This window comes from Neobacillus sp., from assembly GCF_031988165.1.
GTDB classification, from domain to species: Bacteria; Bacillota; Bacilli; order Bacillales; family Cytobacillaceae; genus Neobacillus; species Neobacillus rhizosphaerae.
On sequence record NZ_DALZYO010000002.1, the window covers coordinates 67,564 to 93,910 of the forward strand.

A 26,347-nucleotide genomic window follows, 5' to 3' on the forward strand; every position below is an offset into this window, starting at 1 on the left:
GAGCAGGTCTGGAGATTTTAGACATTATCTTACAGCCGCTAGCAGCAGGTGATTATGCCCTATCGAAGGATGAAAAAAATCTCGGTGTTGCCCTGATTGACATTGGCGGCGGGTCTACTTCTATAGCAATGTTTGAAGAAGGATTTTTGAAATCGACAAGCGTCATCCCAGTTGGTGGCGATCTTCTTACGAATGACCTTTCAAAGGTTCTACATACTTCAACCGAGGATGCCGAAAATATCAAGATAAAATATGGACATGCCTTCTATGACAATGCTTCAGAGGAGGAGTTCTTCAGTGTTCCAATTATCGGGAGCGACCAGCATCAGCAATTTAATCAGCTATATGTTTCCGAAATTATTGAAGCTAGAATGGAAGAAATTTTTGAATTAATCGCCCATGAAATGAAACGGTTAGGTGTGACTGATTTACCTGGTGGTTTTGTTTTAACAGGCGGAACGGCAAAAATGCAAGGTGTACTAGAGCTCGCACAGGATATTTTCCAAACTCCAGTCCGCATTGCGTCACCCGACTATATTGGTGTAAGAGAACCTCAATATACGACAGCGGTTGGCTTAATTAAATATGCTTACAAGAATGCTAGATTACCAGGGGGAACCATGAGCGGATCCTCTGCGGTATCAGAGCCAATCGAAAAAAGATTACCAAAGCAACATCAACCAAAAGCAAAGCCCGAAAAACATCCGGAAGAAAAGATGTCATCAAAAGTAAAAAAATTCCTTGGTTACTTTTTCGAATAAACTTCATCGAAAAGGAATATCGACGAATTAGGAGGATTTGTCATGTTAGAATTTGATACAAATTTAGATTCTCTTGCAACAATAAAAGTTATTGGAGTAGGTGGAGGCGGTAATAACGCGGTTAACCGAATGATTGAACATGGTGTTCAAGGTGTAGAATTTATCGCCGTTAATACAGATGCGCAAGCCTTAAATCTTTCAAAAGCAGAAGTGAAAATGCAGATTGGTGCGAAGCTGACTCGTGGTCTCGGGGCAGGGGCTAATCCAGAGGTTGGAAAAAAAGCTGCAGAAGAAAGTAAGGAACAAATTGAAGAAGCACTTCGTGGCGCAGATATGGTATTCGTAACAGCAGGTATGGGTGGTGGAACAGGCACGGGTGCTGCACCTGTTATTGCACAAATTGCCCGAGATTTAGGGGCATTAACAGTTGGTGTTGTCACACGCCCGTTTACGTTTGAAGGCAAAAAACGTTCAAACCAAGCATCTGGTGGTATCGGTTCCATGAAAGAAGCCGTTGATACGTTGATTGTCATTCCAAATGACCGCCTACTTGAAATCGTTGATAAAAGCACTCCAATGCTTGAAGCATTTCGTGAAGCAGACAATGTCCTCCGCCAAGGTGTTCAAGGTATTTCAGATTTAATTGCAACACCTGGATTAATTAACCTTGATTTCGCAGATGTAAAAACAATTATGTCTAATAAAGGATCTGCGCTAATGGGTATCGGAGTGGCTGCTGGTGAAAATCGTGCTACGGAAGCTGCCAAAAAGGCGATTAATTCTCCTTTATTGGAAACATCTATTGACGGGGCCCAAGGTGTGTTAATGAATATTACGGGCGGAACCAATTTAAGCCTTTATGAAGTCCAAGAAGCAGCGGATATCGTCGCAACTGCTACTGACCAAGAAGTAAACATGATTTTTGGCTCGGTTATTAATGAAAATCTTAAAGATGAAATCATCGTAACTGTAATTGCAACTGGTTTTAATGAAGAGGTTGCACAGCCTAAAGTAACTCGTCCTTCATTTGGACAAACGAAACCTCCTGTTGGCACTGTCAAAAGGGAGCACAAGCGTGAAGAAACTCCGCAAGAACCAGTACGGAACACGAATGTATCGCAAGAAGAGACGTTAGATATACCAACCTTCCTACGCAATCGTAATAGAAGAGGTTAAGAGACTTTACTGAAAAAGGCATGCTCCCATCGGGAGCATGCCTTTTTCAGTTTTGAGTTTTGAGACCATGTGACAAAATCCGTTGTGAATAGTGAAAATTTCTGTTTTTTTGAATACAGAAAGTGACACACTTCAGCCTCTTATCTACGTTATACTTTTTCCTAAACAGAAAAGAAAAGCGGAAGCGCAATAGTTAGCAGCAATAAAGGAGGAAGCAGATTGATAGTTTATTTGGATGTAATCTGGGCTCTTAATTTGTTATTTGATAGCCTTCTCCTTTATTTAACAGCTATTTTTCTAAAAAGAAGAATCAGGCTATGGAGAATACTTGCAGGGGGATTTATTGGTTCATTGATTATTTTATTATCGTTTACACCATTAAATGTCTATACAAGTCATCCAATTTCAAAACTTATCTGTTCAATCATGATGGTGTTCATAGCCTTCGGATATAAACGGTTGACTTTCTTTATTAAAGCTTTAATGACGTTTTATGTTTCTACTTTTTTAATTGGAGGAGCAATAATAGGGGCCCATTTTTTTATTCAATATGATTATGTGCTGACAATAAACGTACTAAAAGGATTTGGCGATCCTATTAGTTGGCTGTTCGTTTTTATTGGCTTTCCGATTGCCTGGCACTTTTCTAGAAAAAATGTAGAAAGAATGGAGATGACCAAAATTCAATTCGAACAAATCGTCAATGTGAGATTGAATATTGAGGGTGAAAGCTTGATTTTTAAAGGATTAGTGGATAGTGGGAATCAACTATATGATCCGTTGTCTAGGCTGCCAGTGATGTTTGTCTCAATAAAGAACGACATGGAAACGATCCCTGAACCAATTAGAAAGCTGGCTTCCGACCCTGAACCACTCTTAATGGGAAGCTTTGTATTCCCTGATGAATGGCAAAATAGGTTAAGAATTGTTCCATGTCGCGTGGTTGGACAAGAGCATCAGCTCATTGCTGCGATTAAACCCGATCTTATTTTAATCGAACATAACGGAACACAATATCTTTGTGAAAAGGGTCTTGTCTCCTTTACGATGCAGCAGCTATCGGTGGATGATGCATTTCAATGTATTGTTCATCCGAAAATGCTGACGGGTTCTAAGCGGCAAGGGGGGGCTGAGAAAGTGAGTTAATAATACTATACTCAGTAAAACATATTTTAGAAGGAGGAACATGCATGAAAAAATGGCGACTTCGCTTATCCTATTACTGGTATAAAATATTAATAAAAATGGGTCTGAAAACGGATGAAGTTTATTATATTGGCGGAAGCGAAGCTTTACCGCCTCCTTTAAGTAAAGAAGAAGAAGAGATATTATTAAAAAAACTGCCCGGCGGTGATAAGGCAGCAAGATCCATTTTAATTGAACGAAATCTCAGACTTGTTGTTTACATTGCCAGAAAGTTTGAGAATACTGGGATTAATATTGAGGATTTAATCAGCATTGGTACAATTGGATTAATTAAAGCTGTCAATACCTTTAACCCTGAGAAAAAAATAAAACTTGCTACATATGCCTCAAGATGTATCGAAAATGAAATACTCATGTACTTACGGCGAAACAATAAAATAAGATCTGAAGTGTCATTTGACGAACCGTTAAACATTGATTGGGATGGAAATGAACTATTATTATCTGATGTATTGGGAACGGACGAAGATATTATTACAAAGGACCTTGAAGCTAATGTGGACAGAAAACTCCTGACCAAGGCATTACATCAGTTGACAGATCGTGAAAAGCAGATCATGGAGCTCAGGTTCGGTCTGACAAATGGGGAAGAAAAAACACAGAAGGATGTCGCAGACATGCTGGGTATTTCTCAATCCTATATTTCACGTTTAGAAAAGAGAATCATAAAGAGATTACGGAAAGAATTTAATAAAATGGTCTAGAAAAGAAAATTTTTACCATCATAAAACCTAAGAATTTAGTGTCTTAATTACATTTTTCGACATTTATACACTTATCCTCGATTGGGACAAGTGCATATTTTTCCTTCTCAAGGAGATACTGTTTTTTGTACAGCAGCTCCTGTGAGGAGGGAAAAGGATTGACTCGTAATAAAGTTGAAATTTGCGGTGTGGATACATCAAAACTTCCTGTATTAAAAAACGAAGAAATGAGAATACTCTTCAGGCAAATGCAAGCGGGTGATATAACCGCCAGAGAAAAACTTGTCAACGGTAATTTACGCCTCGTATTAAGTGTCATTCAACGGTTTAACAACCGAGGAGAGTTTGTTGACGACCTGTTTCAGGTTGGCTGTATTGGACTAATGAAATCGATTGATAACTTTGATCTAGGTCAAAACGTAAAGTTTTCTACTTATGCGGTACCAATGATTATTGGAGAAATTCGAAGGTACTTACGTGATAATAACCCAATTCGCGTCTCTCGTTCCTTGAGGGACATCGCTTATAAGGCCCTTCAGGTTAGGGAACGATTAATGAGCGAAACCTCTCGTGAACCAACTGCTGAAGAGATTGCCAAGGTTTTAGAAGTGCCACATGAGGAAATTGTCTTCGCCTTAGATGCTATACAGGACCCAGTGTCCCTATTTGAGCCGATTTATAATGATGGCGGCGACCCTATTTATGTAATGGACCAATTAAGTGATGAGAAAAATAAAGATATCCATTGGATTGAAGAAATTGCTTTAAAAGAAGGAATGCGAAGATTAAATGAACGAGAAAAATTAATTTTACGAAAACGGTTTTTTCAAGGAAAAACGCAGATGGAAGTGGCGGATGAAATTGGCATCTCCCAGGCCCAGGTTTCACGTTTAGAAAAAGCAGCTATTAGGCAAATGAATAAAAATATTCAAAGTTAAAGAGGATATCTCAAAAGTGTTTGGCCCCTCTCTCTAGTGGTAAAGGGGTCAGACACTATCTTGAGATATCCTCTTTATTTTTTCTTTACTAATTTGACGAATGTTATCATATATTTCTAATAAATGTGACTGGGAGTGGTGTGTGTGGTCAAGATTTCCGAATTCCAAATAAAAGATGTTGTCAATGTATCGGATGGTAAACGTCTTGGAAATATTGGTGATATTGAGATTAACTTAACGACAGGAAAAATTGAAGCGGTCGTAATCTCCGGTAACGGTAGAGTCCTTGGTTTTTTTGGAAAGGATGAGGATATCGTAATTCCTTGGAAGAATATAATAAAAATTGGGCAGGATGTCATTTTGGTTAGGTATAAGGGTAGTGTAGAGAAAATAGTTGAAGAAGCAGAAGTTTGATAAATGCTATTTACGGTGACCATTTTTTCTTTTCATGTTAAACTAAAGAAAAAACATAAGAGGTATTGAAATGGAGCCCTTTGTTTTATTAAATCATTCTTATTTTACACTTGAAAGCTGGACCAAGTCATTTCCGGGATTGATCGCCGGATTTACAGCCAAATGTGGAGGAACGAGCAAAGGGAGTTTTGAGTCCCTGAATTTGGGCTTTCACGTTGGAGATGAAGTAAGTGCTGTTCGTTTAAATAGAGAAAAGGTTTCTGAGTTGCTAAATTTCCCGCTAAATTATTGGGTCGGAGCAGAACAAACACATGACATTGTTCTTAAAAAGATTACCAAAGCAGACCGAGGGATAGGTTCCGATTCCTATGAACATTCATTTAAAGGCACCGATGGTTTTTATACGAATGAAGAGGGCATCCTGCTAACGCTGTGCTTTGCCGACTGTGTCCCTCTTTTTTTTATTGCTCCCGAAAAAAAGATGATTGGAGCGGCCCATGCGGGATGGAAAGGAACAGTGGGGAAAATTGCTAACGAAATGATACAAGCATGGGGAAGGGAAGGCATTAAGCCTGAACAGATTTTTGTCGCAATTGGACCATCCATTTGTGAAAAATGTTATATCGTTGATGACCGTATAATTAACTTAGTTGAAAATACACTAGAAGATAACGAAATATTACCATATAATTTAATTAAAGATGATCAATATTCTTTAGATTTGCGAGAATTAAACAGGCAAATACTCTTGAAATCCGGTGTGCCGGATCAAAATATCCTTACTACAGGACTTTGCTCCAGCTGCAATCATGAGGAGTTTTTTTCGCATCGCCGTGATCAAGGTAAAACAGGAAGAATGGTAAGCGTTATTGGCTGGAAGGAGATTGCGAATCGTTTATGAGGGTAGCAGTAAAGCTTGAACACATTAATCAACAAATAAATGAGGCATGCCTTAAGGTAAATAGAAATCCTGACGAAGTGAAATTAATCGCTGTCACAAAATATGTAAGCATTGAAAGAGCATCTGAGGCGTTTGAAGCAGGGATAAAAAATCTTGGTGAGAACCGCGATGAAGGCCTCCTGGAAAAGTGGGAGGTTTTAGGGGACAAGCCTAACTGGCATTTTATCGGAACACTGCAAAAACGTAAGGTGAAAAATATTATTGATAAAGTTGAGTATATTCATTCTTTGGACAGGCTTTCACTTGCTGAAGAAATTAATAAACGTGCGGGCCACAAGATAAAATGTTTTGTACAAGTAAATGTCTCTCAGGAGGATACAAAGCATGGATTATCACCAAAAGAGACAATTGGATTTATTGAATCGCTTCGCCCTTTTGATAATATTAGCGTAGAAGGTTTAATGACAATGGCTCCGCTTACGAAAAATGAACAGGTGCTTCGTGATTGTTTTCGCAAATTAAGGGAACTTCGCGATCAAGTACAAGCCAGTAATTTAGATTTTGCCCCCTGCAGGGAACTGTCGATGGGAATGTCGGGAGATTTTCCAATTGCTATTGAAGAAGGGGCAACAATGGTAAGAATAGGTACAGCCCTCGTTGGTGAAGATGGTTAGGAGAGGAAAATATGACGATTAAATCGAAATTAAAAACATTTTTCTTTTTAGATGATGAATATAATGATAACAATGACGACCATGTAGTGGCGAATGAACCAGTAAAACAAAAGCTACCGCCAGTGAAAAGCAAAAATGTTGTCAGTCTGCAAAGTGTTCAAAAGACTTCAAATTCTACAAATCCATCAAAGGCTTCCAAGGTAATATTAGTAGAACCACGAGCCTATTCAGAGTCAACGGAAATTGCTGATCATTTAAAAAGTCGCCGAGCGGTAGTAGTAAATCTGCAGCGTATTGATAATGAGCAAGGCAGGCAAATTGTCGACTTTTTAAGCGGTGTAGTTTATGCACTTGGCGGAGATATTCAAAAGATTGGTTCAAGTATATTTTTATGTACTCCTGATAATGTAGAGGTGTCAGGGAATATTTCAGACCTTATTCCTGATTATGAAAATCAAACTACGAGGTGGTAGAATTTAATGAATTTAATTTTTGGTATTTTACAGCAAGTAATTACTATTTATTCATACGCATTAATTGTGTACATTTTAATGTCATGGTTTCCTAATGCTAGGGAATCCTCGATTGGTCAACTTTTGGGAAGAATTTGTGAACCATATTTGGAGCCATTTAGAAAAATCATTCCTCCAATTGGGATGATGGACATTTCTCCTATTGTTGCTTTCCTTGTTCTAAACTTAGCACGTAGTGGTTTAGACAAAGTTTCTCTTTGGCTCACATAAGATATTGAATTAGGTTGTGTATATATTAATGAACATTTATCAGCATTTCCGGCCTGAAGAACGGGAATTTATCGACCAAGTCTTGCAATGGAAGAATTATGTGGAGACACAATATACCCCTAAACTGACTGATTTTCTAGATCCAAGAGAACAGCATATTCTTAAAATGATAATTGGAGAAAATGGCGATGTAAACTTTCAACTTTTTGGCGGCAGTCTTAATGTTGAACGAAAAAGAGCATTGATTTATCCTGATTATTTGATAACAAATGAGGACGAATTTCAAATTAGTCTGTTTGAAATTAACTATCCAACCAAGTTTGTGACGATTGAACACCGTCAGGTTTTAGGGACGCTCATGTCTTTAGGGTTAAAGCGGGGGAAATTTGGTGACATTCTTATTAAGGATGGAAGAATACAATTTTTTGCTGCTAAGGAAGTCATTGAGTTTATTAAAAGCAATGTCGAATCAATAGGCAAGGCAGGCGTAAAATTAGTTGAAACGAGTTTAGGGGAAGCGATTTCTGCAAAAGAATTATGGGAAGAAAATGATTTAACAGTAACTTCTTTACGTCTGGATACTGTCATTTCTGGTATCTATCATATATCGCGGCAAAAATCGCAAACTTTTATTCAACAGGGATTAGTGAAAGTAAACTGGGCATTATCCGAAAACCCTGCGTTTCATTGTGAAATAAGTGACATGATTTCTGTTCGAGGTTATGGAAGAGCAAAAATTATTGGTATTGATGGAAAAACAAAGAAAGAAAAATGGAGAATTATCGTCGGAAAGCAAAAATAATTCAATTTATTGAAGGGTTTTCGAAAAACATGTCGAATATTTCCTTATACATATAGAAGTACAGACCGTATGGAGGTGGCATTAATGCCGTTAACGCCGTTAGATATTCATAATAAAGAGTTTAATAAAGGTTTTCGCGGGTACGATGAAGATGAAGTGAACGAATTTCTCGATCAAGTCATCAAGGATTATGAATTAGTACTTAGAGAAAAGAAAGAAATAGAAGAACGATTAAATGAAATGAAGGATCGCCTTGGCCATTTTGTGAATATTGAAGAGACACTCAACAAGTCAATCATCATTGCTCAAGAAGCTGGTGAAGACGTAAAACGTAATGCCCAAAAGGAAGCAAAACTAATAATTAAAGAAGCTGAGAAAAATGCAGACCGGATTGTCAACGAATCCCTTTCAAAAGCGAGAAAAATTGCACTTGAAATTGAGGATTTAAAGAAGCAGTCAAAGGTGTTCCGGACTCGTTTCAAAATGTTGATTGAAGCACAGCTTGATATGCTGAACACAGACGATTGGGATCATTTACTGGAGTATGAAGTGGATGCAACAGAATTAAAAATTCACGAAAAAGAAGATTCCTTAGCTTGACGTATTGGTATTATTTCGCATATAATTTTTTAATAAGTTAAATTAGATTGTCATGACTATGATAGGGACAGTACAATTTTTCTATTGTTTTCTTAAGCGAACTGGGGAGGGTGAGAGCCCGGTAAAGCAGAAAAATTGGAAAATCACCCTTGAGTTCCGGACCGAATTCCACTAATGGATAGTAGGCTCTGGCGTGTTATTCACGTTACGAATGGTAAAGAGGATAGTATGTTACATCGTACTATTTATCAGGGTGGTACCGCGGGAATTAAACCTTCTCGTCCCTATTTTGGGATGAGAGGGTTTTTTTATTTGCCGATAGGAAAGTATTACTTTCCCATCAGGCATAAATGCAATTACACCTCAGTCTTCGCCATCGGCGAGTTTTCTTTAGAAAAATGGTCATTCTGTTCAATAGCAAGATATACAGGAGGAAGAAAAAATGGAATACAAAGATACGTTACTAATGCCGCAAACGGAATTTCCAATGCGAGGAAACCTTCCGCAAAGAGAACCTGAGATTCAGGCTAAGTGGGAAGAAATGAATATTTATCAAAAGGTACAGGAACGTACTAGCGGACGCCCAATGTTTGTTTTGCATGATGGACCTCCTTATGCTAACGGGGATATCCATATGGGCCATGCACTTAATAAAATTTTAAAAGACATGATTGTCCGTTTTAAATCCATGAGCGGCTTCCATGCCCCATATGTTCCTGGCTGGGATACACACGGGTTGCCGATTGAACAAGCATTAACAAATAAAGGCGTCAAACGGAAAGAAATGACCGTGGCTGAATTCCGCGAGCTTTGTACCAAGTATGCCCTTGAGCAAATTGATAATCAGCGTTCGCAATTTAAACGTCTAGGTGTTCGCGCGGATTGGGAAAATCCATATATTACACTTAAACCGGAATATGAAGCACAGCAAATTAAAGTATTCGGTGAAATGGCGAAAAAGGGATATATTTATAAAGGTCTTAAGCCTGTTTATTGGTCTCCATCAAGTGAATCTGCACTTGCCGAGGCCGAGATTGAATATCAGGATAAACGCTCTGCATCCATCTATGTTGGCTTTAAGGTGAAAGACGGGAAGAGTGTTCTTGATACGGATACTCAAATTGTTATCTGGACAACAACCCCGTGGACGATTCCTGCAAACTTAGGAATTTCTGTTCATCCTGATCTTACTTATGTGGTTGTTTCAGTAAATAGTGATAAGTTCTTGGTTGCAGAAGCACTTTTAGAAGCAGTGACAAAAGAAATTGGCTGGGAAAATGTTGCTGTTGTTCAAAAGGTCAAAGGTATGGAATTAGAAAATATTGTAGCAGCACATCCATTATATGATCGTGATTCTTTAGTAATGTTAGGTGAACACGTTACTACTGACGCTGGAACAGGCTGCGTTCATACAGCTCCAGGACATGGGGAAGATGACTTCTATGTTGGTCAAAAATACGGTTTAGAAGTACTTTGTCCAGTTGATGATAAAGGTGTCATGACTAGTGAAGCACCGGGATTTGAAGGGTTATTTTACGATACAGCTAACAAACCGATTGTACAAGCGTTAGAAGAAGCTGGTGCACTGTTAAAGCTTTCGTTTATCACACACTCCTATCCACACGATTGGAGAACAAAGAAACCGGTTATTTACCGTGCGACAGCACAATGGTTCGCTTCGATTAAAGACTTTCGTAACGAACTGTTAGAAGCCGTAAAGGAAACGAAGTGGGTTCCGGCATGGGGCGAAACTCGTCTATTTAATATGGTGCGTGACCGTGGTGACTGGTGTATTTCTCGTCAGCGGGTCTGGGGTGTTCCAATTCCTGTTTTCTATGCAGAAAATGGTGAAGAAATCATTACCGATGAAACCATTAATCATGTGTCTGATTTATTCCGTGACAATGGATCAAATATATGGTTTGAACGAGAAGCAAAGGATTTGCTTCCTGAAGGGTTTACCCATCCAGGAAGTCCAAACGGAACATTTACAAAAGAAACCGATATTATGGATGTTTGGTTTGATTCTGGTTCCTCACATCAAGCCGTTTTACTTGAACGAGAGGATTTAGTTCGTCCAGCTGACCTTTATCTAGAAGGCTCTGACCAATATCGCGGCTGGTTTAACTCTTCGCTTTCAACAGCAGTTGCGGTAACAGGTAAAGCACCATACAAAGGTGTCCTAAGCCACGGATTTGCTTTAGATGGAGAAGGACGAAAAATGAGTAAATCATTAGGAAATACCGTCGTACCAGCGAAGGTCATGAATCAACTTGGTGCCGATATTTTACGCCTGTGGGTTGCTTCCGTTGATTATCAAGCGGATGTCCGTGTTTCCGATGCCATCTTAAAGCAGGTCGCCGAGGTATATCGTAAAATTCGTAATACCTTCCGATTCTTGCTCGGAAACTTAGCAGACTTTGATCCGGCAGTAAATAAAGTTGCTTATGAAAACCTACGTGAAGTTGATCAATTTATGCTCGTTAAATTGAATAAGTTGATTAAATATGTTCGTAATGCATACGAGAACTATGAGTTTGCAGGTATTTATCACGCGGTTAATAATTTCTGCACACTGGACCTTAGTGCTTTTTATCTTGATTTTGCAAAGGACGTTTTATATATTGAAGCGGTTGATCACCATGAGCGCCGTGCAATTCAAACTGTTCTGTATGAATCATTACTCGTCTTAACAAAATTGGTATCGCCAATTCTTTCTCATACGGCAGATGAAGTATGGAAATTCATTCCTGCTGTTAGAGAAAACAGTGTCCAATTAACTGACCTTCCAGAGTATCAAGAGCTTGCGGGTGCGAAAGCCCTAGAGGAAAAATGGACTGCATTCATGAAGCTTCGTGACGATATCTTAAAGGCATTGGAAGAAGCTAGAAATGAAAAAGTCATTGGGAAATCATTAACGGCAAAAGTTACCCTTTATGTTAATGATCAATCGAAGGCTCTTTTAGATTCGATTGAAGAAAATATGAAACAGTTATTTATCGTCTCAGGCTTTGAAGTGGCGGGCTCATACGATGAAGCACCTGAAAATGCGCTTAAATTAGAGACAGCAGCCATTGTTATTACAAAGGCTGAGGGTGAAACATGTGAACGCTGCTGGATTGTTACAACAGAAGTTGGTCAAGATGCAGAGCATAAAACCCTTTGCCCACGCTGCGCCGAAGTAATCAAAGAAAACTATTCACACTAGGCATAAGAAAAGCGCAAGCGCCCTGTTTAGCGGCGTATGGCCTGGAGCATTCCAACTGAGATAAAGGAAACACGAAGAGCCGTAAGGCGATTCGATGTTGACTTATCGTAGGGCGGAGTGCGAAGGACACTAGCCGCTAGGGCGCTGGAGCTGGACAATTCTCGAAGTCGAAAATTATTCTTTCTTATCGCATAAAAAAGTAGGCCCTGAGCTAATTGCTCAGGGTTTTTTCATTAATTATCCTCTTTCGTTAATTGTTGTTGATGATGTCAAATGTTTTCCCGTGTCAGCTATACGTTGCCGGATATAATAAGACAAATGACCTAACGGAGGTAATAGCACTATGAATGCCATGCAGGAAGAGCTGTTTTTGGAACTCCGTCAAACACAAAAAGAAATTGAACAATCATTAACAAACAAACAAAAGCAGGATTGGTTAACATCTATTTTGGAAGCAGAACTATCAGATGTTAAATCAGCTATTCAAAAATTAAAGGACGGAAATTTCGGGGAATGTGAAATTTCCGGTGAGCTATTACCAGAAGATTTATTAAAAATAATCCCTACAATAAAGTCGATAAAGGATTCGGGAAATTTAGGAAGCTATTACAAAAAGCCGATATCAACTTCTTATTTATAACGTTTGATTGTCGTTTTGTTAGTATGTATGCTAAAATGCTAAGAGAAAGAAAAGCGTAAGCGTCCGTATAGCGAGGTATACTAGTCGTTGGATGCTGTAGCTAGACAAAAGTCTAGGTGGATGTGGAGGTATTTCTTAGTGTTTTATTACTTAATTGCTCTTTTTGTTATCTTGTTAGATCAATTTACCAAATGGTTAATTGTAAACAATATGTTTTTTGGAGAAAGTATTCCGATTATTGATAATGTATTGTATATTACTTCACATCGCAATAGCGGAGCTGCATGGGGAATCCTGCAGGGGCAAATGTGGCTATTCTACGTAGTTACCATCATTGTGATATTCGCTATTATGTATTATATTCATAAAGCAGCAAAAGGTAAAAGGTTACTAGGTATATCTCTTGCTTTTATGCTTGGCGGAGCAATCGGAAATTTTATTGACCGCGTGTTTCGAAAAGAAGTTGTCGATTTTATACATACGTATATTTTTGGCTATAATTTTCCTGTTTTTAATATCGCGGATTCAGCTTTAGTAATCGGTGTAGTATTATTGATGATTCAGATGTTACTCGAAGAGAGAGCTTCAAAGGAGAAAACTTATGGAGAAAATGGACCACACCATTCTTGAAGACCAAAAAGGAGATCGAATTGATAAAGTGATCTCAGGTTTGGATGAAGAATGGTCGAGAACACAAGTGCAGCAATGGATTAAAGATGGTAATGTTCTTGTGAATGGACAAAAAGTTAAGACAAATTATAAATGTAGTTTGAAGGATCAAATTGAAATCACTATTCCCGACCCGGAAGAGTTAGATGTGATACCTGAAGAATTAAATTTGGAAATTTATTATGAGGACAAAGATGTTTTGGTTGTGAATAAACCAAGAGGCATGGTCGTTCATCCGGCACCAGGACATATGACGGGGACACTTGTTAACGGATTAATGGCGCACTGTAAAGACTTATCCGGTATTAATGGGGTGTTGAGGCCAGGGATTGTTCACCGGATAGATAAGGATACCTCGGGGTTATTAATGGTTGCGAAAAACGATATGGCTCATGAAAGCCTCGTCAACCAGTTAGTCGAGAAAACCGTCACCCGGAAATATTTAGCAATCGTTCACGGGGTGATTCCGCATGACTTTGGAACCATAGATGCCCCACTTGGCAGGGATACAAAGGACAGACAGAGCATGACAGTCGTTGATCATGGAAAACATGCCGTGACTCATTTTCATGTCATTGAACGCTTTAAAGACTTTACCTTTGTAGAATGTCAATTAGAAACGGGAAGAACTCATCAAATTCGTGTCCATATGAAATATATCGGTTACCCGCTTGCTGGGGATCCGAAATATGGACCGAAAAAAACACTGGATATTGATGGCCAGGCCTTGCATGCTGGTGTTCTTGGATTTATTCATCCAAGAACTAGTGAGTATTTAGAATTTGAAGCTCCACTTCCTGAAGATATCATCCGTTTGCTTGAGCACCTTCGAAAATAATCGTTGACGAAAGCAGAGATTTAAAGTAAGATGACTATAGTTAAATAAGCCCTTTAATTCGGTCCCGTGAGGCTGAGAAGGAAACGGTTAAAGATTAAGGCATTTATGCCTTATCTGTTAAATTAACATGTTAACCTCTCACCAAAACCGGTGAGAGGTTTTTTATTTTTAGAAAAGAAGGTGTAAAAGTGAACCAAAAAGCACTTGTCCTTGATGGGCAGGCAATCGGAAGGGCAATGTCCAGGATTGCCCATCAAATTATTGAAAGAAACAAAGGTATAGATGATTGCATTCTCGTCGGAATTCGCACGAGAGGCATCTATCTGGCAGAACGCCTAGCTGCTAAAATTAATGACATTGAGGGAAAGATGGTACCAGTTGGTGAAATAGATATTACCCTCTATCGCGACGATTTAACGAAAAAAACGGACAATCAAGAACCACTTGTGAAAGGTTCTGATATCCCGGTTGATATTAGTAATAAAAAAGTCATTCTTGTTGACGATGTATTATATACAGGCAGAACGGTGAGGGCAGGTCTTGACGCTCTCATGGATATTGGACGCCCCGCAGCCATTCAGCTAGCCGTCTTAGTGGACCGTGGCCATCGCGAGCTCCCGATAAGAGCTGATTATGTAGGAAAAAACATCCCAACATCAAGTGATGAAAAGATTGTTGTCGAGTTAACCGAAGTGGATAAATTTGACCAAGTTAGCATCTTTGAAAAATAAATAGCAGCCCTTTTAAATGCAGTCCCGTGAGGCTGACAAAGGGGAAAGAGCCGTTGGTTTTATAAAATGCGGCATTTTCTAAACCCTCTTTGTGCCTTCATGGGCAAAGAGGTTTTTTTTATATTAAAAATACGAAACATAAACTAAATATTATAAAAAACAGGGGAGATAAACATGAGCAACAAACCCATATTAGACGTAGAAGAGATTCCTAAATCAGGCCAATGGCTGACATTAAGCATACAGCATTTATTCTCCATGTTTGGGGCAACAATCCTTGTTCCCTACCTTGTCGGCTTAAGTCCGGCAATTGCACTAATCTCAAGTGGACTCGGTACGCTGGCATTTATATTAATTACAAAAGGGAAAGTACCGGCCTATCTCGGGTCGTCATTCGCTTATATTATCCCAATAAAACTTCTCAATGAAGCAGGGGGACCAGGGGCTGCAATGATTGGTACCTTTCTTGCAGGTTTTGTATACGGGATTATTGCTTTAATTATCAGTAAAGCAGGATATCGCTGGATTATGAACTTGCTACCACCAATTGTGGTTGGACCTGTGATCATTGTTATTGGCTTGTCCGTCGCACCAACAGCTGTGGGAATGGCGATGAATAATCCCGCTGGAAAATATAGTATGCTCCATTTCTCTGCAGCGCTGGTCACACTGGCTGCAACCATCATCTTCTCGATTTTTGCCAAAAAAATATTAAGCATTATCCCGATTTTAGCAGGAATTATCGTTGGATATCTCTACGCCTTAATGGTAGGAATCGTCGATTTTGAACCGGTAATGAAAGCGGATTGGTTGGAAATGCCGGAATTTGTTATTCCGTTTGTAAGCTATAAGGTGAAAATTACCTGGGACATTTTCTGGTTAATGGTACCAGTAGCGGTTGTAACCATATCTGAACATATCGGCCACCAATTAATCCTTAGTAAGGTCGTCGGTCGTGATTATATTAAAGAACCTGGCCTACATCGTTCGATTCTTGGGGACGGGACAGCAACACTGATTTCAGCCTTGGTTGGCGGTCCTCCAAAAACCACCTACGGCGAAAATATTGGTGTCCTAGCAATTACCCGCGTCTATAGTGTCTATGTACTAGCAGGTGCAGCTGTTTTAGCGGTCATCTTCGGATTTATTGGAAAAATAACAGCGTTAATCCAAACGATACCCACGCCAGTTATGGGCGGTGTCTCCATCCTGCTGTTCGGCATTATCGCTTCATCAGGATTAAGAATGTTAGTGGATAGTAAAATTGATTTTGATGATAAACGAAACCTGGTTATTTCATCCGTCATTCTAATTATCGGAATTGGTGGAGCCATCCTCAAGCTGCCATTTAAGGATATCCAAATTCAAGGGATGGCCTTAGCAGCGATTTTGGGGGTAGTGTTAAACCTCATACTTCCTGGCAGACAGTCAGTGAGTGAAGACATGTTTGAAGAGCAAACAAATGAAGGACAAAAAACAGCATAATAAAGAAACCTTTTAACTAAGTCCAGAGAGGCTTATAAGGGTGTAATACGTAACTAGATTTAGGATCTACTTCCTAACTTTGATAGTTTCGTAAATGTTTACACCCTGACTAATCGTCGGGGTGTTTTTTATTCAAAAATGAGAGGCGGGATGAAGGGTGTTAAATCATTTATTAACCACGAACGAATTAAAGGTTGAGGAGATTTATCAAATCTTAACAGATGCACAGGGTTTTGCAGATGGAATGAAATGGCGTCCGGAGGACCAATTATTTTCTGCCAACTTATTCTTTGAAGCAAGTACAAGAACGAAATGCAGCTTTGAAGTGGCCGAAAGAAGAATGGGATTGAGTGTTGTTCCGTTTGAGGTTCAAACATCGAGTGTTCAAAAGGGAGAGACCCTTTACGATACAGTAAAAACACTAGAAGCCATTGGCGTGAATACTATCGTTATTCGCCACGGGCAGGATCGTTACTTTGACGAACTAGTTGGTAAAGTTAATATCCCAATTATTAATGGAGGAGATGGATGCGGTCATCACCCGACACAGTCGCTTCTTGACCTTTTAACCATCTATCAAGAGTTCGGCCGATTTGAGGGCTTAAGAATCGCCATTATTGGAGATATCAGTCACAGCAGGGTGGCGCGTTCAAATGCAGATGCATTGACAAGATTAGGTGCAGATGTGGTTTTCTCTGGTCCGGAAGAATGGTTCGATAACCATAGTTTAAGCTCGTCAAGATTTAAACCTGTTGATCAAGCCGTTACAGAGGCGGATGTTGTCATGCTCCTTCGTGTTCAACATGAACGGCATCAAAAAAAAGGCAGCTTTACTGCAGCAGAATATCATAAACAATTTGGTCTTACCTTAGAGAGGGAAAAGCAAATGAAACCTCACAGCATTATTATGCATCCAGCTCCGGTAAATAGAAATGTAGAGATTGCTGATAGCCTAGTAGAATGCAAACGTTCAAGAATATTTAAGCAAATGGAAAATGGAGTATTTGTCAGAATGGCTGTTTTAAAGCGGTCAATCGAAAGCCTTAAAGGAGGATATAGTAATGAAAATTCTCATACAGAACGCCAGTTACATAGCATTTAATGGAGAAAATATCCAGTCTGATATATTAATAGAAAATGGAATTATTACCAAAATAGATAAAAAGATTGAAGCTGATGTTGACCGTAAAGTGGATGCAGCCGGGTTGTTGGTTTCACCTGGGTTTGTTGATCTACATGTCCATCTCCGAGAACCGGGCGGTGAAAAAAAGGAAACCATCGAAACAGGTACACTCGCTGCGGCTAAAGGCGGCTTTACAACAATCGCCGCAATGCCGAATACTAGACCGGTGCCTGACACCAAGGAACAACTCGAATGGCTCGGGCAGCGAATTCAAGAAACCGCTAGTGTCCGCGTTTTGCCTTATGCATCGATTACTACCAGACAGCTTGGCAAGGAATTGACAGACTTTGCGGGTCTAAAAGAGGCGGGCGCATTCGCCTTTACGGATGATGGTGTCGGCGTTCAGTCTGCCGAGATGATGCTTCGGGCCATGCGTAAAGCTGCAGGTGTTAATATGGCAATTGTTGCCCACTGTGAAGAAGATACACTGATTAATAAGGGCTGTGTTCATGAAGGAACATTCTCAGAAAATCACGGATTAAATGGGATTCCATCGGTTTGTGAGTCTGTCCAAATAGCAAGGGACGTCTTGCTTGCTGAAGCTTCCGGCTGTCATTATCATGTCTGCCATATCAGTACAAAGGAATCTGTCCGGGTGGTAAGAGATGCGAAACGGGCTGGCATTCATGTCACTGCAGAGGTTACACCGCATCATTTATTATTATCTGAAGATGATATTCCCAGTCTTGACGCGAATTACAAAATGAATCCACCGCTACGAGCCGCTGCTGACCGGGGTGCCCTTATTGAAGGACTTTTAGACGGAACAATTGATTTTATTGCAACCGATCATGCACCACATACAGCAGCAGAAAAAAGTGAAGGAATGGAATTAGCACCATTTGGAATTGTCGGATTAGAAACGGCCTTCCCATTGCTTTATACACATTTGGTTATGAAAAATATTATCACGCTTGAGCAATTAATTGAGTTTCTAACGAGAAAGCCAGCGGATGCCTTTGGACTTCCATATGGAAAAATAGATATTGGTGCGCAAGCTGACATCGTCCTCTTGAACTTGAAGGAAGAACGTTCAATCAATCCTGAAGAATTCCTTTCAAAAGGAAAAAACACACCGTTTGCTGGTTGGACATGTAAAGGCTGGCCAGAAATGACAATCGTAGCAGGGCAAATTGTATGGAAAAAGGGAGTGGTTACAGCATGAAAGCACAGCTAATTTTAGAAGATGGCACTGTTTTTATCGGTGATGGATTTGGAAGTTACGTTGATACCATCGGTGAAGTCGTCTTTAACACAGGAATGACAGGTTACCAGGAAATTCTTTCAGACCCATCCTATTGCGGGCAAATTGTGACGCTCACCTATCCGTTAATTGGAAATTATGGGATTAATCGCGATGATTTTGAATCGATTAATCCTGCAGTAAAAGGATTTATTGTAAAAGAAGCCTGTGACTTTCCGTCCAACTGGAGAAGCGAATTTACATTAGATGAATATTTTAAAATGAAAAAAATCCCCGGCATTGCCGGGATTGATACACGTAAATTGACAAGGATTATCCGTAAATACGGAACATTAAAGGGAGCCATTTGCAGCATTGATAACGATGCGAATGTAGTATTAAGCAAATTAAGGCAAACTAGACTCCCAATCGATCAGGTACGTCAGGTATCCACAAAAAATCCATATCCAAGTCCAGGACGCGGGAAAAGAATTGTCCTCGTTGATTTCGGTATGAAACACGGGATTTTACGGGAATTAAATTTGCGCGGATGTGACGTCGTTGTAGTTCCCTATCGTACAACCGCTGAGGAAATCCTTCAATTGCGACCTGATGGAATCATGCTCTCGAATGGACCTGGGGATCCAAAAGATGTCCCAGAAGCCATTCATATGATAAAAGAAGTACTAGGCATTATTCCGCTATTTGGAATTTGCCTCGGGCATCAATTATTTGCCCTTGCGTGCGGCGCAAACACCGAAAAAATGAAGTTTGGCCACCGCGGTTCAAACCATCCCGTTAAGGACTTGTCAACCGGAAAAATCGCAATCACATCGCAAAACCACGGCTATACGGTAGAAGCGGATTCGCTAAAAAATACACGTTTATCGATTACCCATCTTGCCTTAAATGACGGGACAGTTGAGGGACTGAAACATTTAGATTTCCCGGCTTTTACCGTTCAATACCATCCGGAAGCCTCACCAGGCCCAGAAGATGCAAACGGGTTATTTGAACAGTTTCTTGCGATGATTGAAACAAACAATAAGGAGGTTTCAGCACATGCCTAAACGTACAGATATAAACTCCATATTAGTAATTGGCTCCGGGCCGATTGTCATCGGTCAGGCAGCGGAATTTGACTATGCCGGCACCCAGGCATGTATCGCTCTGAAGGAAGAAGGATACCGTGTTATTCTCATCAACTCAAACCCAGCAACGATTATGACAGATACAGAGATTGCAGATAGGGTTTATATTGAACCATTAACCGTTGAATTTATTAATAGAATCATTCGCAAGGAACGTCCTGATGCACTTCTCGCTACTCTTGGCGGGCAAACTGGCCTTAATCTTGCTGTCGAGCTTTCCAAGTCAGGAGTTCTCGAAGAGTGTGAAGTTGAAATACTCGGAACAAAGCTGTCAGCTATTAAACAAGCGGAAGACCGCGAACTGTTTCGAAATTTAATGAATGAATTAAACGAACCCGTACCAGACAGTGAAATTATCCACGAATTAGCTGAAGCAAAGGCTTTTGTTGAGAAAATAGGATTCCCGGTCATAGTACGCCCGGCCTATACACTCGGAGGAACTGGCGGCGGGATCTGTCACAATCCCGATGAACTTGAGGAAATCGTAATGAGCGGCTTAAAGAACAGCCCTGTTCATCAATGCCTGCTTGAAAAAAGTATCGCCGGATTTAAAGAGATCGAATATGAGGTCATGCGCGACGGTAATGATAATGCCATTGTTGTTTGCAACATGGAAAACATCGACCCGGTTGGCGTCCATACAGGTGATTCGATTGTTGTTGCACCAAGTCAGACGCTAAGCGACAGAGAATATCAATTGCTACGGAATGTTTCGCTCAAAATCATTCGCGCTCTTGGCATTGAAGGGGGCTGTAATGTTCAGCTAGCCTTAGATCCCTACAGCTTTGAGTACTATATCATCGAAGTGAATCCAAGGGTCAGCCGTTCTTCGGCGCTCGCGTCTAAAGCAACAGGCTACCCAATCGCTAAGCTTGCTGCAAAAATCGCCGTAGGTTTAACACTTGATGAAATGCTCAACCCAGTCACGGGGAAAACATATGCCAGCTTTGAACCAGCTCTAGACTATATCGTTACAAAAATACCAAGATGGCCGTTTGATAAGTTTGAATCGGGGAACCGTTCGCTTGGGACACAAATGAAGGCAACCGGTGAAGTTATGGCGATTGGCCGGACGTTTGAAGAGTCATTGTTAAAAGCAATTCGTTCTCTTGAGGCTGGAGTCTACCATTTCGAATTGAATGGAGCCGGAGAAATTGATGACGAATTACTTGAGAAGCGTATTCGTAAAGCTGGAGATGAGCGGCTGTTTTACATCGCTGAGGCTTTAAAGCGGGGAACTAGTATTGAAACCATCCATCAATGGAGCCAAATCGACCTATTTTACCTAAAGAAAATGGAAGGGATTATTGAGCTGGAAACAAGGCTAATAGCGAATCCACTTCAAAAAGAAATTCTTTTAGAAGCAAAACAAAAAGGATTTACTGATATGAAAATTGCCGAGCTTTGGGGCAGGACGGAGACGGACCTATTCAACCTGCGTAAGGAGTCCGGTATAATCCCGGTTTACAAAATGGTCGATACTTGTGCCTCTGAGTTTGAATCCGAAACTCCTTATTACTACGGCACCTACGAGGAGGAAAACGAATCAATCGTATCAGGCAGGAAGAGTGTGGTCGTCCTCGGTTCCGGTCCAATCCGTATTGGTCAAGGCATCGAGTTTGATTATGCGACTGTCCATTCTGTCCAAGCGATTAAGGAAGCAGGCTATGAAGCGATTATTATTAACAACAATCCGGAAACAGTCTCAACTGATTTCAGTATTTCCGATAAGCTTTACTTCGAACCGCTTACAATAGAGGATGTTATGAGCATAATCGAGCTAGAAAATCCAATCGGGGTTGTTGTTCAATTTGGCGGTCAAACGGCCATTAACCTGGCTGCCAAGCTTGCTGAAAATGGAGTAAGAATTTTAGGAACAAGCTTAGAAGATTTAGATCGAGCTGAGAACAGGGACAAATTTGAACAAGCACTGGGACAGCTGAACATTCCGCAGCCGTTAGGAAAAACGGCTCTATCGGTAGAAGAAGCATGTGTGATTGCCAAAGAAATCGGCTTTCCAGTCCTCGTCCGCCCTTCGTATGTACTAGGTGGCCGGGCAATGGAAATTGTTTACCATCAAGAAGAACTCATTCATTATATGGAAAATGCGGTAAAAATTAATCCGGAACAACCTGTCTTGATTGACCGTTACTTAACAGGAAAAGAAATTGAAGTTGACGCCATCTGTGATGGAGAAAATGTATTGATACCGGGAATTATGGAGCATATTGAGCGGGCAGGAGTCCATTCAGGCGATTCGATTGCGGTTTATCCGCCACAAACCCTTTCAGAGGAAGTAAAACAAACGCTCGTTGAATACACAGAGAAAATGGCAAAAGGCTTAAACATTGTCGGGTTGCTGAACATTCAATATGTTTTAGCGGGGGAACAGGTATATGTCCTTGAGGTTAACCCGCGCTCAAGCCGCACAGTACCATTTTTAAGCAAAATAACCAATGTTCCAATGGCGAAAATTGCTACTAAAGCTATCCTTGGTATCACTATTGTTGATCAAGGCTACACACCAGGGCTTGTTCCTGAAAAAGATGGTGTCTATGTGAAGGTTCCGGTCTTCTCGTTTGCCAAGTTGAGAAGTGTTGATATAACGCTTGGGCCGGAAATGAAATCAACTGGTGAGGTAATGGGTAAGGATATTACCCTTGAAAAAGCTCTTTATAAAGGATTGGTTGCCTCCGGGATGAACATTCAAAAGTTTGGCACAGTATTGTTTACGGTTGCGGATAAAGATAAACAGGAAGCATTGAAGCTGGCAATACGCTTTTCTGCTAATGGCTATCGAATCATGGCAACGAGCGGGACTGCTGCAGTCTTAGAAACAGCGGGTCTTCCGGTTAAGATTGTCGGAAAAATTGGTTCCGAAGGGAAAACACTATTGGATGTCATTCATCATGGCGAAGCACAATTCATTATTAACACACTGACAAAGGGGAAGCAGCCGGAGCGAGATGGCTTTAGAATCCGCCGTGAAGCTGTTGAAAATGGGGTTCCATGTTTAACCTCATTGGATACAGCAGATGCCATTTTAAGAGTAATCGAATCGATGAATTTTTCTACAGAAGCGATGGGTTCAGCTAATAAGGAGGCAGTTCTGGTATGATTCAAAAAGAACTTTGCCCCATTATCAGTCAAACAGAAATCGCTGAAGATATTTTTGAATTAACCGTAAAAGCAGGATTGGTTAGTCAAATCAAAGCTCCAGGGCAATTTGTTCATATTAGGGCTGCCGCTGCCTTGGACCCGCTTTTGCGGAGACCAATCAGTATTTCCTCGTTTGATTATGAGCTAGAACAGTTTACCATGATTTATCGCAAAGAAGGCAAGGGGACTGCAAAACTGGCTGAAATGGAACCGGGGATGGAGCTTGACATTCTTGGCCCGTTAGGAAATGGTTTTCCTGTTGAAGAAATGGAAAGTGGGGAAACAGCGCTGCTTGTCGGTGGTGGAATTGGAGTTCCCCCCCTTTATGAATTATCCAAACAGCTGGTTGCTAAAGGGGTAAGGGTCATTCATGTGCTTGGTTTTCAAACGGAATCGGCTGTATTTTACGAACCGGAATTTTTGCAAAATGGTGAAACGTACGTGACAACAGTGGACGGCACTTATGGAGTAAAAGGGTATGTAACGGATGTAATCAAAAATTTATCTTTCGACTGCATCTATGCCTGTGGGCCAACCCTGATGTTAAAAGCGCTGGAACAACATTACTCAGAAAAACGGATGTATTTATCCTTAGAGGAACGAATGGGCTGCGGCATTGGCGCCTGCTTTGCCTGTGTCTGTCACAAGACGGATGATCCAACAGGAGTATCCTACAAAAAAGTTTGCAGTGACGGACCAGTGTTCCGTGCCGGGGAGGTAATCATATGAACCGTCTAAATGTGGATTTACCAGGATTAAACTTAAAAAATCCGATTATGCCGGCTTCAGGCTGTTTCGGGTTTGGTCGTGAGTACAGCCAGTTTTATGATTTAAGTAAGCTAGGGGCAATCATGATTAAAGCGACAACCGTTGAACCGAGATTTGGCAATCCAACCCCACGGGTCGCGGAAACAGACGCTGGAATGCTAAATGCCATTGGACTACAAAATCCGGGATTGGAAAAAGTTGTCTCCGAGGAACTTCCATGGCTGGAGCAATTCGATGTTCCCATCATTGCCAATGTTGCTGGTTCCTCAGAAGAAGATTATATTAGGGTGGCATGTGAACTATCGAAGGCATCAAACGTTCAAGCATTAGAATTAAATATATCCTGCCCGAACGTCAAAACAGGCGGAATCGCGTTTGGAACGATCCCAGAGGTTGCCAAGCAATTGACACGGAAGGTGAAAGAGGTTTCCGAGGTTCCTGTTTATGTAAAGCTATCGCCAAATGTCACAAATATCGTCGAGATGGCAAAGGCCGTAGAAGCAGGCGGTGCTGATGGCCTTACAATGATCAATACATTGGTCGGTATGAGACTAGATTTAAAAACAGGGAAGCCAATTTTAGCCAATCGAACTGGGGGTCTCTCGGGACCTGCGATTAAGCCGGTCGCCATTCGAATGATTTATGAGGTAAGCCAGGCGGTTTCGCTTCCGATTATCGGAATGGGCGGTGTTCAATCAGCTGAGGATGTCATCGAGTATTTTTTTGCAGGGGCAAGTGCCGTTGCGGTTGGAACAGCGAATTTCGTCGATCCACATGTCTGTCCAACCATTATTGAGAAACTACCGGAACTTTTAGAAAAATTAGGGTTCGAACACATCAGTGAATGTACAGGAAGGAGCTGGAAACAGCATGGATAACTCGCTTATCATCGCACTTGATTTTGCTAACAAAAGTGAAATTGACCGTTTCTTGACACCTTTTGAAGACAGAAAACTTTTTGTAAAAGTGGGTATGGAGCTTTTTTACCAAGAAGGCCCCTCAATCGTTCACTTGTTAAAAGAAAAAGGACATCATATATTTCTCGATCTAAAGCTTCATGATATTCCGAACACTGTGAAAAGTGCGATGAGGGGACTTGCAAGACTGGAATGCGATCTTGTCAATGTCCATGCTGCTGGAGGCAGAGAGATGATGGTAGCAGCGTTAGAAGGCTTAGAGGCTGGAACGACAGCAGGCCGGAAACGTCCCAATTGCATCGCCGTAACACAATTGACCAGCACTTCCCAAGAGCAAATGAACAATGAGCAGCTCATACCCGTATCATTGAATGAATCGGTACTTCATTATGCTTCTTTAGCAGATGATGCCGGTTTAGATGGAGTCGTATGCTCAGCTTGGGAATCCCAAGCTATTCATGCTAAAACAGGCAGTAACTTCTTATCCGTTTGCCCCGGAATCAGAATGGAGTCTGATCAAGTCGGTGACCAAAAACGTGTGGCAACGCCGGAATATGCAAAAGATGCGGGCGTAAGCGCGATTGTCGTTGGACGTTCGATTACACGGTCATCGGACCCGGTGAAAAGCTATGAACAATGGATGAAAGCTTGGAGAGGTGGACAACTATGAAACAGAAAATTGCTGAAAAATTATTAGAAATTAACGCCGTGGCATTAAGCCCAAAAGAGCTATTTACATGGGCATCTGGACTTAAATCTCCAATTTATTGTGATAATCGCCTGACTCTTTCTTATCCTAAAGTGAGAAGAGAGATTGCGGCAGGATTGCAAAAACTGATCGAAGAAAACTTTCCGGAAACAGAAGTAATTGCTGGTACGGCAACAGCGGGAATTCCTCATGCAGCCTGGGTTAGCGAACTTATGGACTTGCCGATGTGTTATGTTCGCTCCAAGGCCAAGGGCCACGGCAAGGGAAATCAAATCGAAGGAAAAGTGAATCAAGGACAGAGAGTTGTTGTTGTTGAAGATCTCATATCAACCGGCGGCAGTGTGATCACAGCAGTGCAAGCCTTAAGAGAAGCGGGCTGTGACGTGCTTGGGGTAGTGTCTATTTTTACATATGGGCTTGAAAAAGGAAGACAGCTTCTTGATGAAGCAGAAATTAACAGTTATTCGCTAACGGATTTTCCAACCTTAGTGGAAGCAGCCATTTCAAAAGGGTATGTGAGCGCAGGTGATCAGGAAAGTCTATTGCTATGGAGGGAAGACCCTGCTAATTGGAGTCAAAAAGAAACCTCAGCAAATTAGTCAAGTAGAGTGAAATCCCTTTTATAGGGATTCAGATTGTCGAGAAAGGGTTTATTTCTCGGCAATTTTTTATTTTGTCTGTACCTAAATTACCAATTTTAATTAATTCATTGTCCCTGGGATAGTAATTCGCCGATAAAATCTGAAATTCGCTGAGATATTTCCATATTCGCTTATAAATCATGTGG

At 40.8% G+C, this 26,347-nt stretch carries 26 protein-coding genes and 1 other annotated feature; all 26 genes read left to right on the forward strand.

The window, feature by feature from the left end; genetic code table 11:
• The coding region (ftsA, locus tag RTR43_RS01745; protein WP_312469210.1) for a cell division protein FtsA at positions 1-761 on the forward strand (761 nt) is incomplete at its 5' end.
• A gap of 42 nt (positions 762-803) precedes the next feature.
• Positions 804-1,937, forward strand: a complete 1,134-nt coding sequence (gene ftsZ, locus RTR43_RS01750) for a cell division protein FtsZ (RefSeq protein WP_312469211.1) — start codon at positions 804-806, stop codon at positions 1,935-1,937.
• A 219-nt stretch (positions 1,938-2,156) separates the two neighbouring features.
• A complete protein-coding gene (gene spoIIGA, locus RTR43_RS01755) occupies positions 2,157-3,083 on the forward strand; it encodes a sigma-E processing peptidase SpoIIGA (RefSeq protein WP_312469212.1) in 927 nt (308 codons plus the stop codon).
• Between the two features lie 44 nt (positions 3,084-3,127).
• Positions 3,128-3,847, forward strand: a complete 720-nt coding sequence (gene sigE, locus RTR43_RS01760) for an RNA polymerase sporulation sigma factor SigE (RefSeq protein ID WP_248733666.1) — start codon at positions 3,128-3,130, stop codon at positions 3,845-3,847.
• Positions 3,848-4,005: 158 nt separating this feature from the next.
• On the forward strand, positions 4,006-4,785 hold the full coding sequence (gene sigG, locus RTR43_RS01765; protein ID WP_248733665.1) for an RNA polymerase sporulation sigma factor SigG: 780 nt from the start codon (positions 4,006-4,008) through the stop codon (positions 4,783-4,785).
• 144 nt (positions 4,786-4,929) lie between these two features.
• On the forward strand, positions 4,930-5,199 hold the full coding sequence (locus RTR43_RS01770) for a YlmC/YmxH family sporulation protein (protein ID WP_312469214.1): 270 nt from the start codon (positions 4,930-4,932) through the stop codon (positions 5,197-5,199).
• Between the two features lie 70 nt (positions 5,200-5,269).
• Positions 5,270-6,100 carry a peptidoglycan editing factor PgeF gene (gene pgeF, locus RTR43_RS01775; RefSeq protein ID WP_312469216.1) on the forward strand — a complete coding sequence of 277 codons (831 nt, stop codon included), beginning with the start codon at positions 5,270-5,272 and terminating at the stop codon, positions 6,098-6,100.
• Positions 6,097-6,774, forward strand: coding sequence for a YggS family pyridoxal phosphate-dependent enzyme (locus RTR43_RS01780; RefSeq protein WP_312469218.1), 678 nt, complete (start codon positions 6,097-6,099; stop codon positions 6,772-6,774). The genes pgeF and RTR43_RS01780 overlap by 4 nt, the downstream gene beginning before the upstream one ends.
• A gap of 11 nt (positions 6,775-6,785) precedes the next feature.
• Positions 6,786-7,247, forward strand: coding sequence for a cell division protein SepF (locus RTR43_RS01785; protein WP_312469220.1), 462 nt, complete (start codon positions 6,786-6,788; stop codon positions 7,245-7,247).
• A gap of 6 nt (positions 7,248-7,253) precedes the next feature.
• The gene (locus RTR43_RS01790) at positions 7,254-7,517 is read left to right on the forward strand and encodes a YggT family protein (protein WP_312469221.1); all 264 of its coding nucleotides are present in this window, start codon (positions 7,254-7,256) and stop codon (positions 7,515-7,517) included.
• Positions 7,518-7,545: 28 nt separating this feature from the next.
• Positions 7,546-8,319, forward strand: a complete 774-nt coding sequence (locus RTR43_RS01795; protein WP_312469222.1) for a YlmH family RNA-binding protein — start codon at positions 7,546-7,548, stop codon at positions 8,317-8,319.
• A gap of 84 nt (positions 8,320-8,403) precedes the next feature.
• On the forward strand, positions 8,404-8,919 hold the full coding sequence (locus tag RTR43_RS01800) for a DivIVA domain-containing protein (protein WP_312469223.1): 516 nt from the start codon (positions 8,404-8,406) through the stop codon (positions 8,917-8,919).
• A 49-nt stretch (positions 8,920-8,968) separates the two neighbouring features.
• Positions 8,969-9,208: a binding site (T-box leader), on the forward strand.
• Between the two features lie 153 nt (positions 9,209-9,361).
• On the forward strand, positions 9,362-12,127 hold the full coding sequence (ileS, locus tag RTR43_RS01805) for an isoleucine--tRNA ligase (RefSeq protein ID WP_312469224.1): 2,766 nt from the start codon (positions 9,362-9,364) through the stop codon (positions 12,125-12,127).
• Between the two features lie 343 nt (positions 12,128-12,470).
• The gene (locus RTR43_RS01810) at positions 12,471-12,767 is read left to right on the forward strand and encodes a hypothetical protein (protein ID WP_312469225.1); all 297 of its coding nucleotides are present in this window, start codon (positions 12,471-12,473) and stop codon (positions 12,765-12,767) included.
• A 120-nt stretch (positions 12,768-12,887) separates the two neighbouring features.
• A complete protein-coding gene (gene lspA, locus RTR43_RS01815) occupies positions 12,888-13,397 on the forward strand; it encodes a signal peptidase II (protein WP_312469227.1) in 510 nt (169 codons plus the stop codon).
• Entirely contained in the window at positions 13,369-14,274 is a 906-nt protein-coding gene (locus RTR43_RS01820) for an RluA family pseudouridine synthase (RefSeq protein ID WP_312469228.1), read from the forward strand. Before lspA ends, RTR43_RS01820 begins: the two co-directional genes overlap by 29 nt.
• 188 nt (positions 14,275-14,462) lie before the next feature.
• The gene (pyrR, locus tag RTR43_RS01825; RefSeq protein WP_312469229.1) at positions 14,463-15,005 is read left to right on the forward strand and encodes a bifunctional pyr operon transcriptional regulator/uracil phosphoribosyltransferase PyrR; all 543 of its coding nucleotides are present in this window, start codon (positions 14,463-14,465) and stop codon (positions 15,003-15,005) included.
• A gap of 174 nt (positions 15,006-15,179) precedes the next feature.
• A complete protein-coding gene (locus RTR43_RS01830; protein ID WP_312469231.1) occupies positions 15,180-16,490 on the forward strand; it encodes a solute carrier family 23 protein in 1,311 nt (436 codons plus the stop codon).
• Positions 16,491-16,647: 157 nt separating this feature from the next.
• Positions 16,648-17,592 (forward strand): aspartate carbamoyltransferase catalytic subunit, encoded by a 945-nt coding sequence (locus RTR43_RS01835; RefSeq protein WP_312469233.1) that lies wholly within the window; start codon positions 16,648-16,650, stop codon positions 17,590-17,592.
• Positions 17,552-18,838 (forward strand): dihydroorotase, encoded by a 1,287-nt coding sequence (locus tag RTR43_RS01840; protein ID WP_312469234.1) that lies wholly within the window; start codon positions 17,552-17,554, stop codon positions 18,836-18,838. Before RTR43_RS01835 ends, RTR43_RS01840 begins: the two co-directional genes overlap by 41 nt.
• Positions 18,835-19,926, forward strand: coding sequence for a carbamoyl phosphate synthase small subunit (locus RTR43_RS01845; protein WP_312469235.1), 1,092 nt, complete (start codon positions 18,835-18,837; stop codon positions 19,924-19,926). Before RTR43_RS01840 ends, RTR43_RS01845 begins: the two co-directional genes overlap by 4 nt.
• Entirely contained in the window at positions 19,919-23,125 is a 3,207-nt protein-coding gene (gene carB / locus RTR43_RS01850) for a carbamoyl-phosphate synthase large subunit (protein ID WP_312469236.1), read from the forward strand. Before RTR43_RS01845 ends, carB begins: the two co-directional genes overlap by 8 nt.
• Positions 23,122-23,895, forward strand: coding sequence for a dihydroorotate dehydrogenase electron transfer subunit (locus RTR43_RS01855; RefSeq protein WP_312469237.1), 774 nt, complete (start codon positions 23,122-23,124; stop codon positions 23,893-23,895). The genes carB and RTR43_RS01855 overlap by 4 nt, the downstream gene beginning before the upstream one ends.
• Complete coding sequence (locus RTR43_RS01860; protein ID WP_312469239.1) at positions 23,892-24,812, forward strand: dihydroorotate dehydrogenase; 921 nt, start codon at positions 23,892-23,894, stop codon at positions 24,810-24,812. Before RTR43_RS01855 ends, RTR43_RS01860 begins: the two co-directional genes overlap by 4 nt.
• Complete coding sequence (gene pyrF / locus RTR43_RS01865) at positions 24,805-25,521, forward strand: orotidine-5'-phosphate decarboxylase (protein WP_312469240.1); 717 nt, start codon at positions 24,805-24,807, stop codon at positions 25,519-25,521. Before RTR43_RS01860 ends, pyrF begins: the two co-directional genes overlap by 8 nt.
• Positions 25,518-26,159 carry an orotate phosphoribosyltransferase gene (gene pyrE, locus RTR43_RS01870; protein ID WP_312469241.1) on the forward strand — a complete coding sequence of 214 codons (642 nt, stop codon included), beginning with the start codon at positions 25,518-25,520 and terminating at the stop codon, positions 26,157-26,159. Before pyrF ends, pyrE begins: the two co-directional genes overlap by 4 nt.
• The last annotated feature ends 188 nt before the right edge of the window (positions 26,160-26,347 follow it).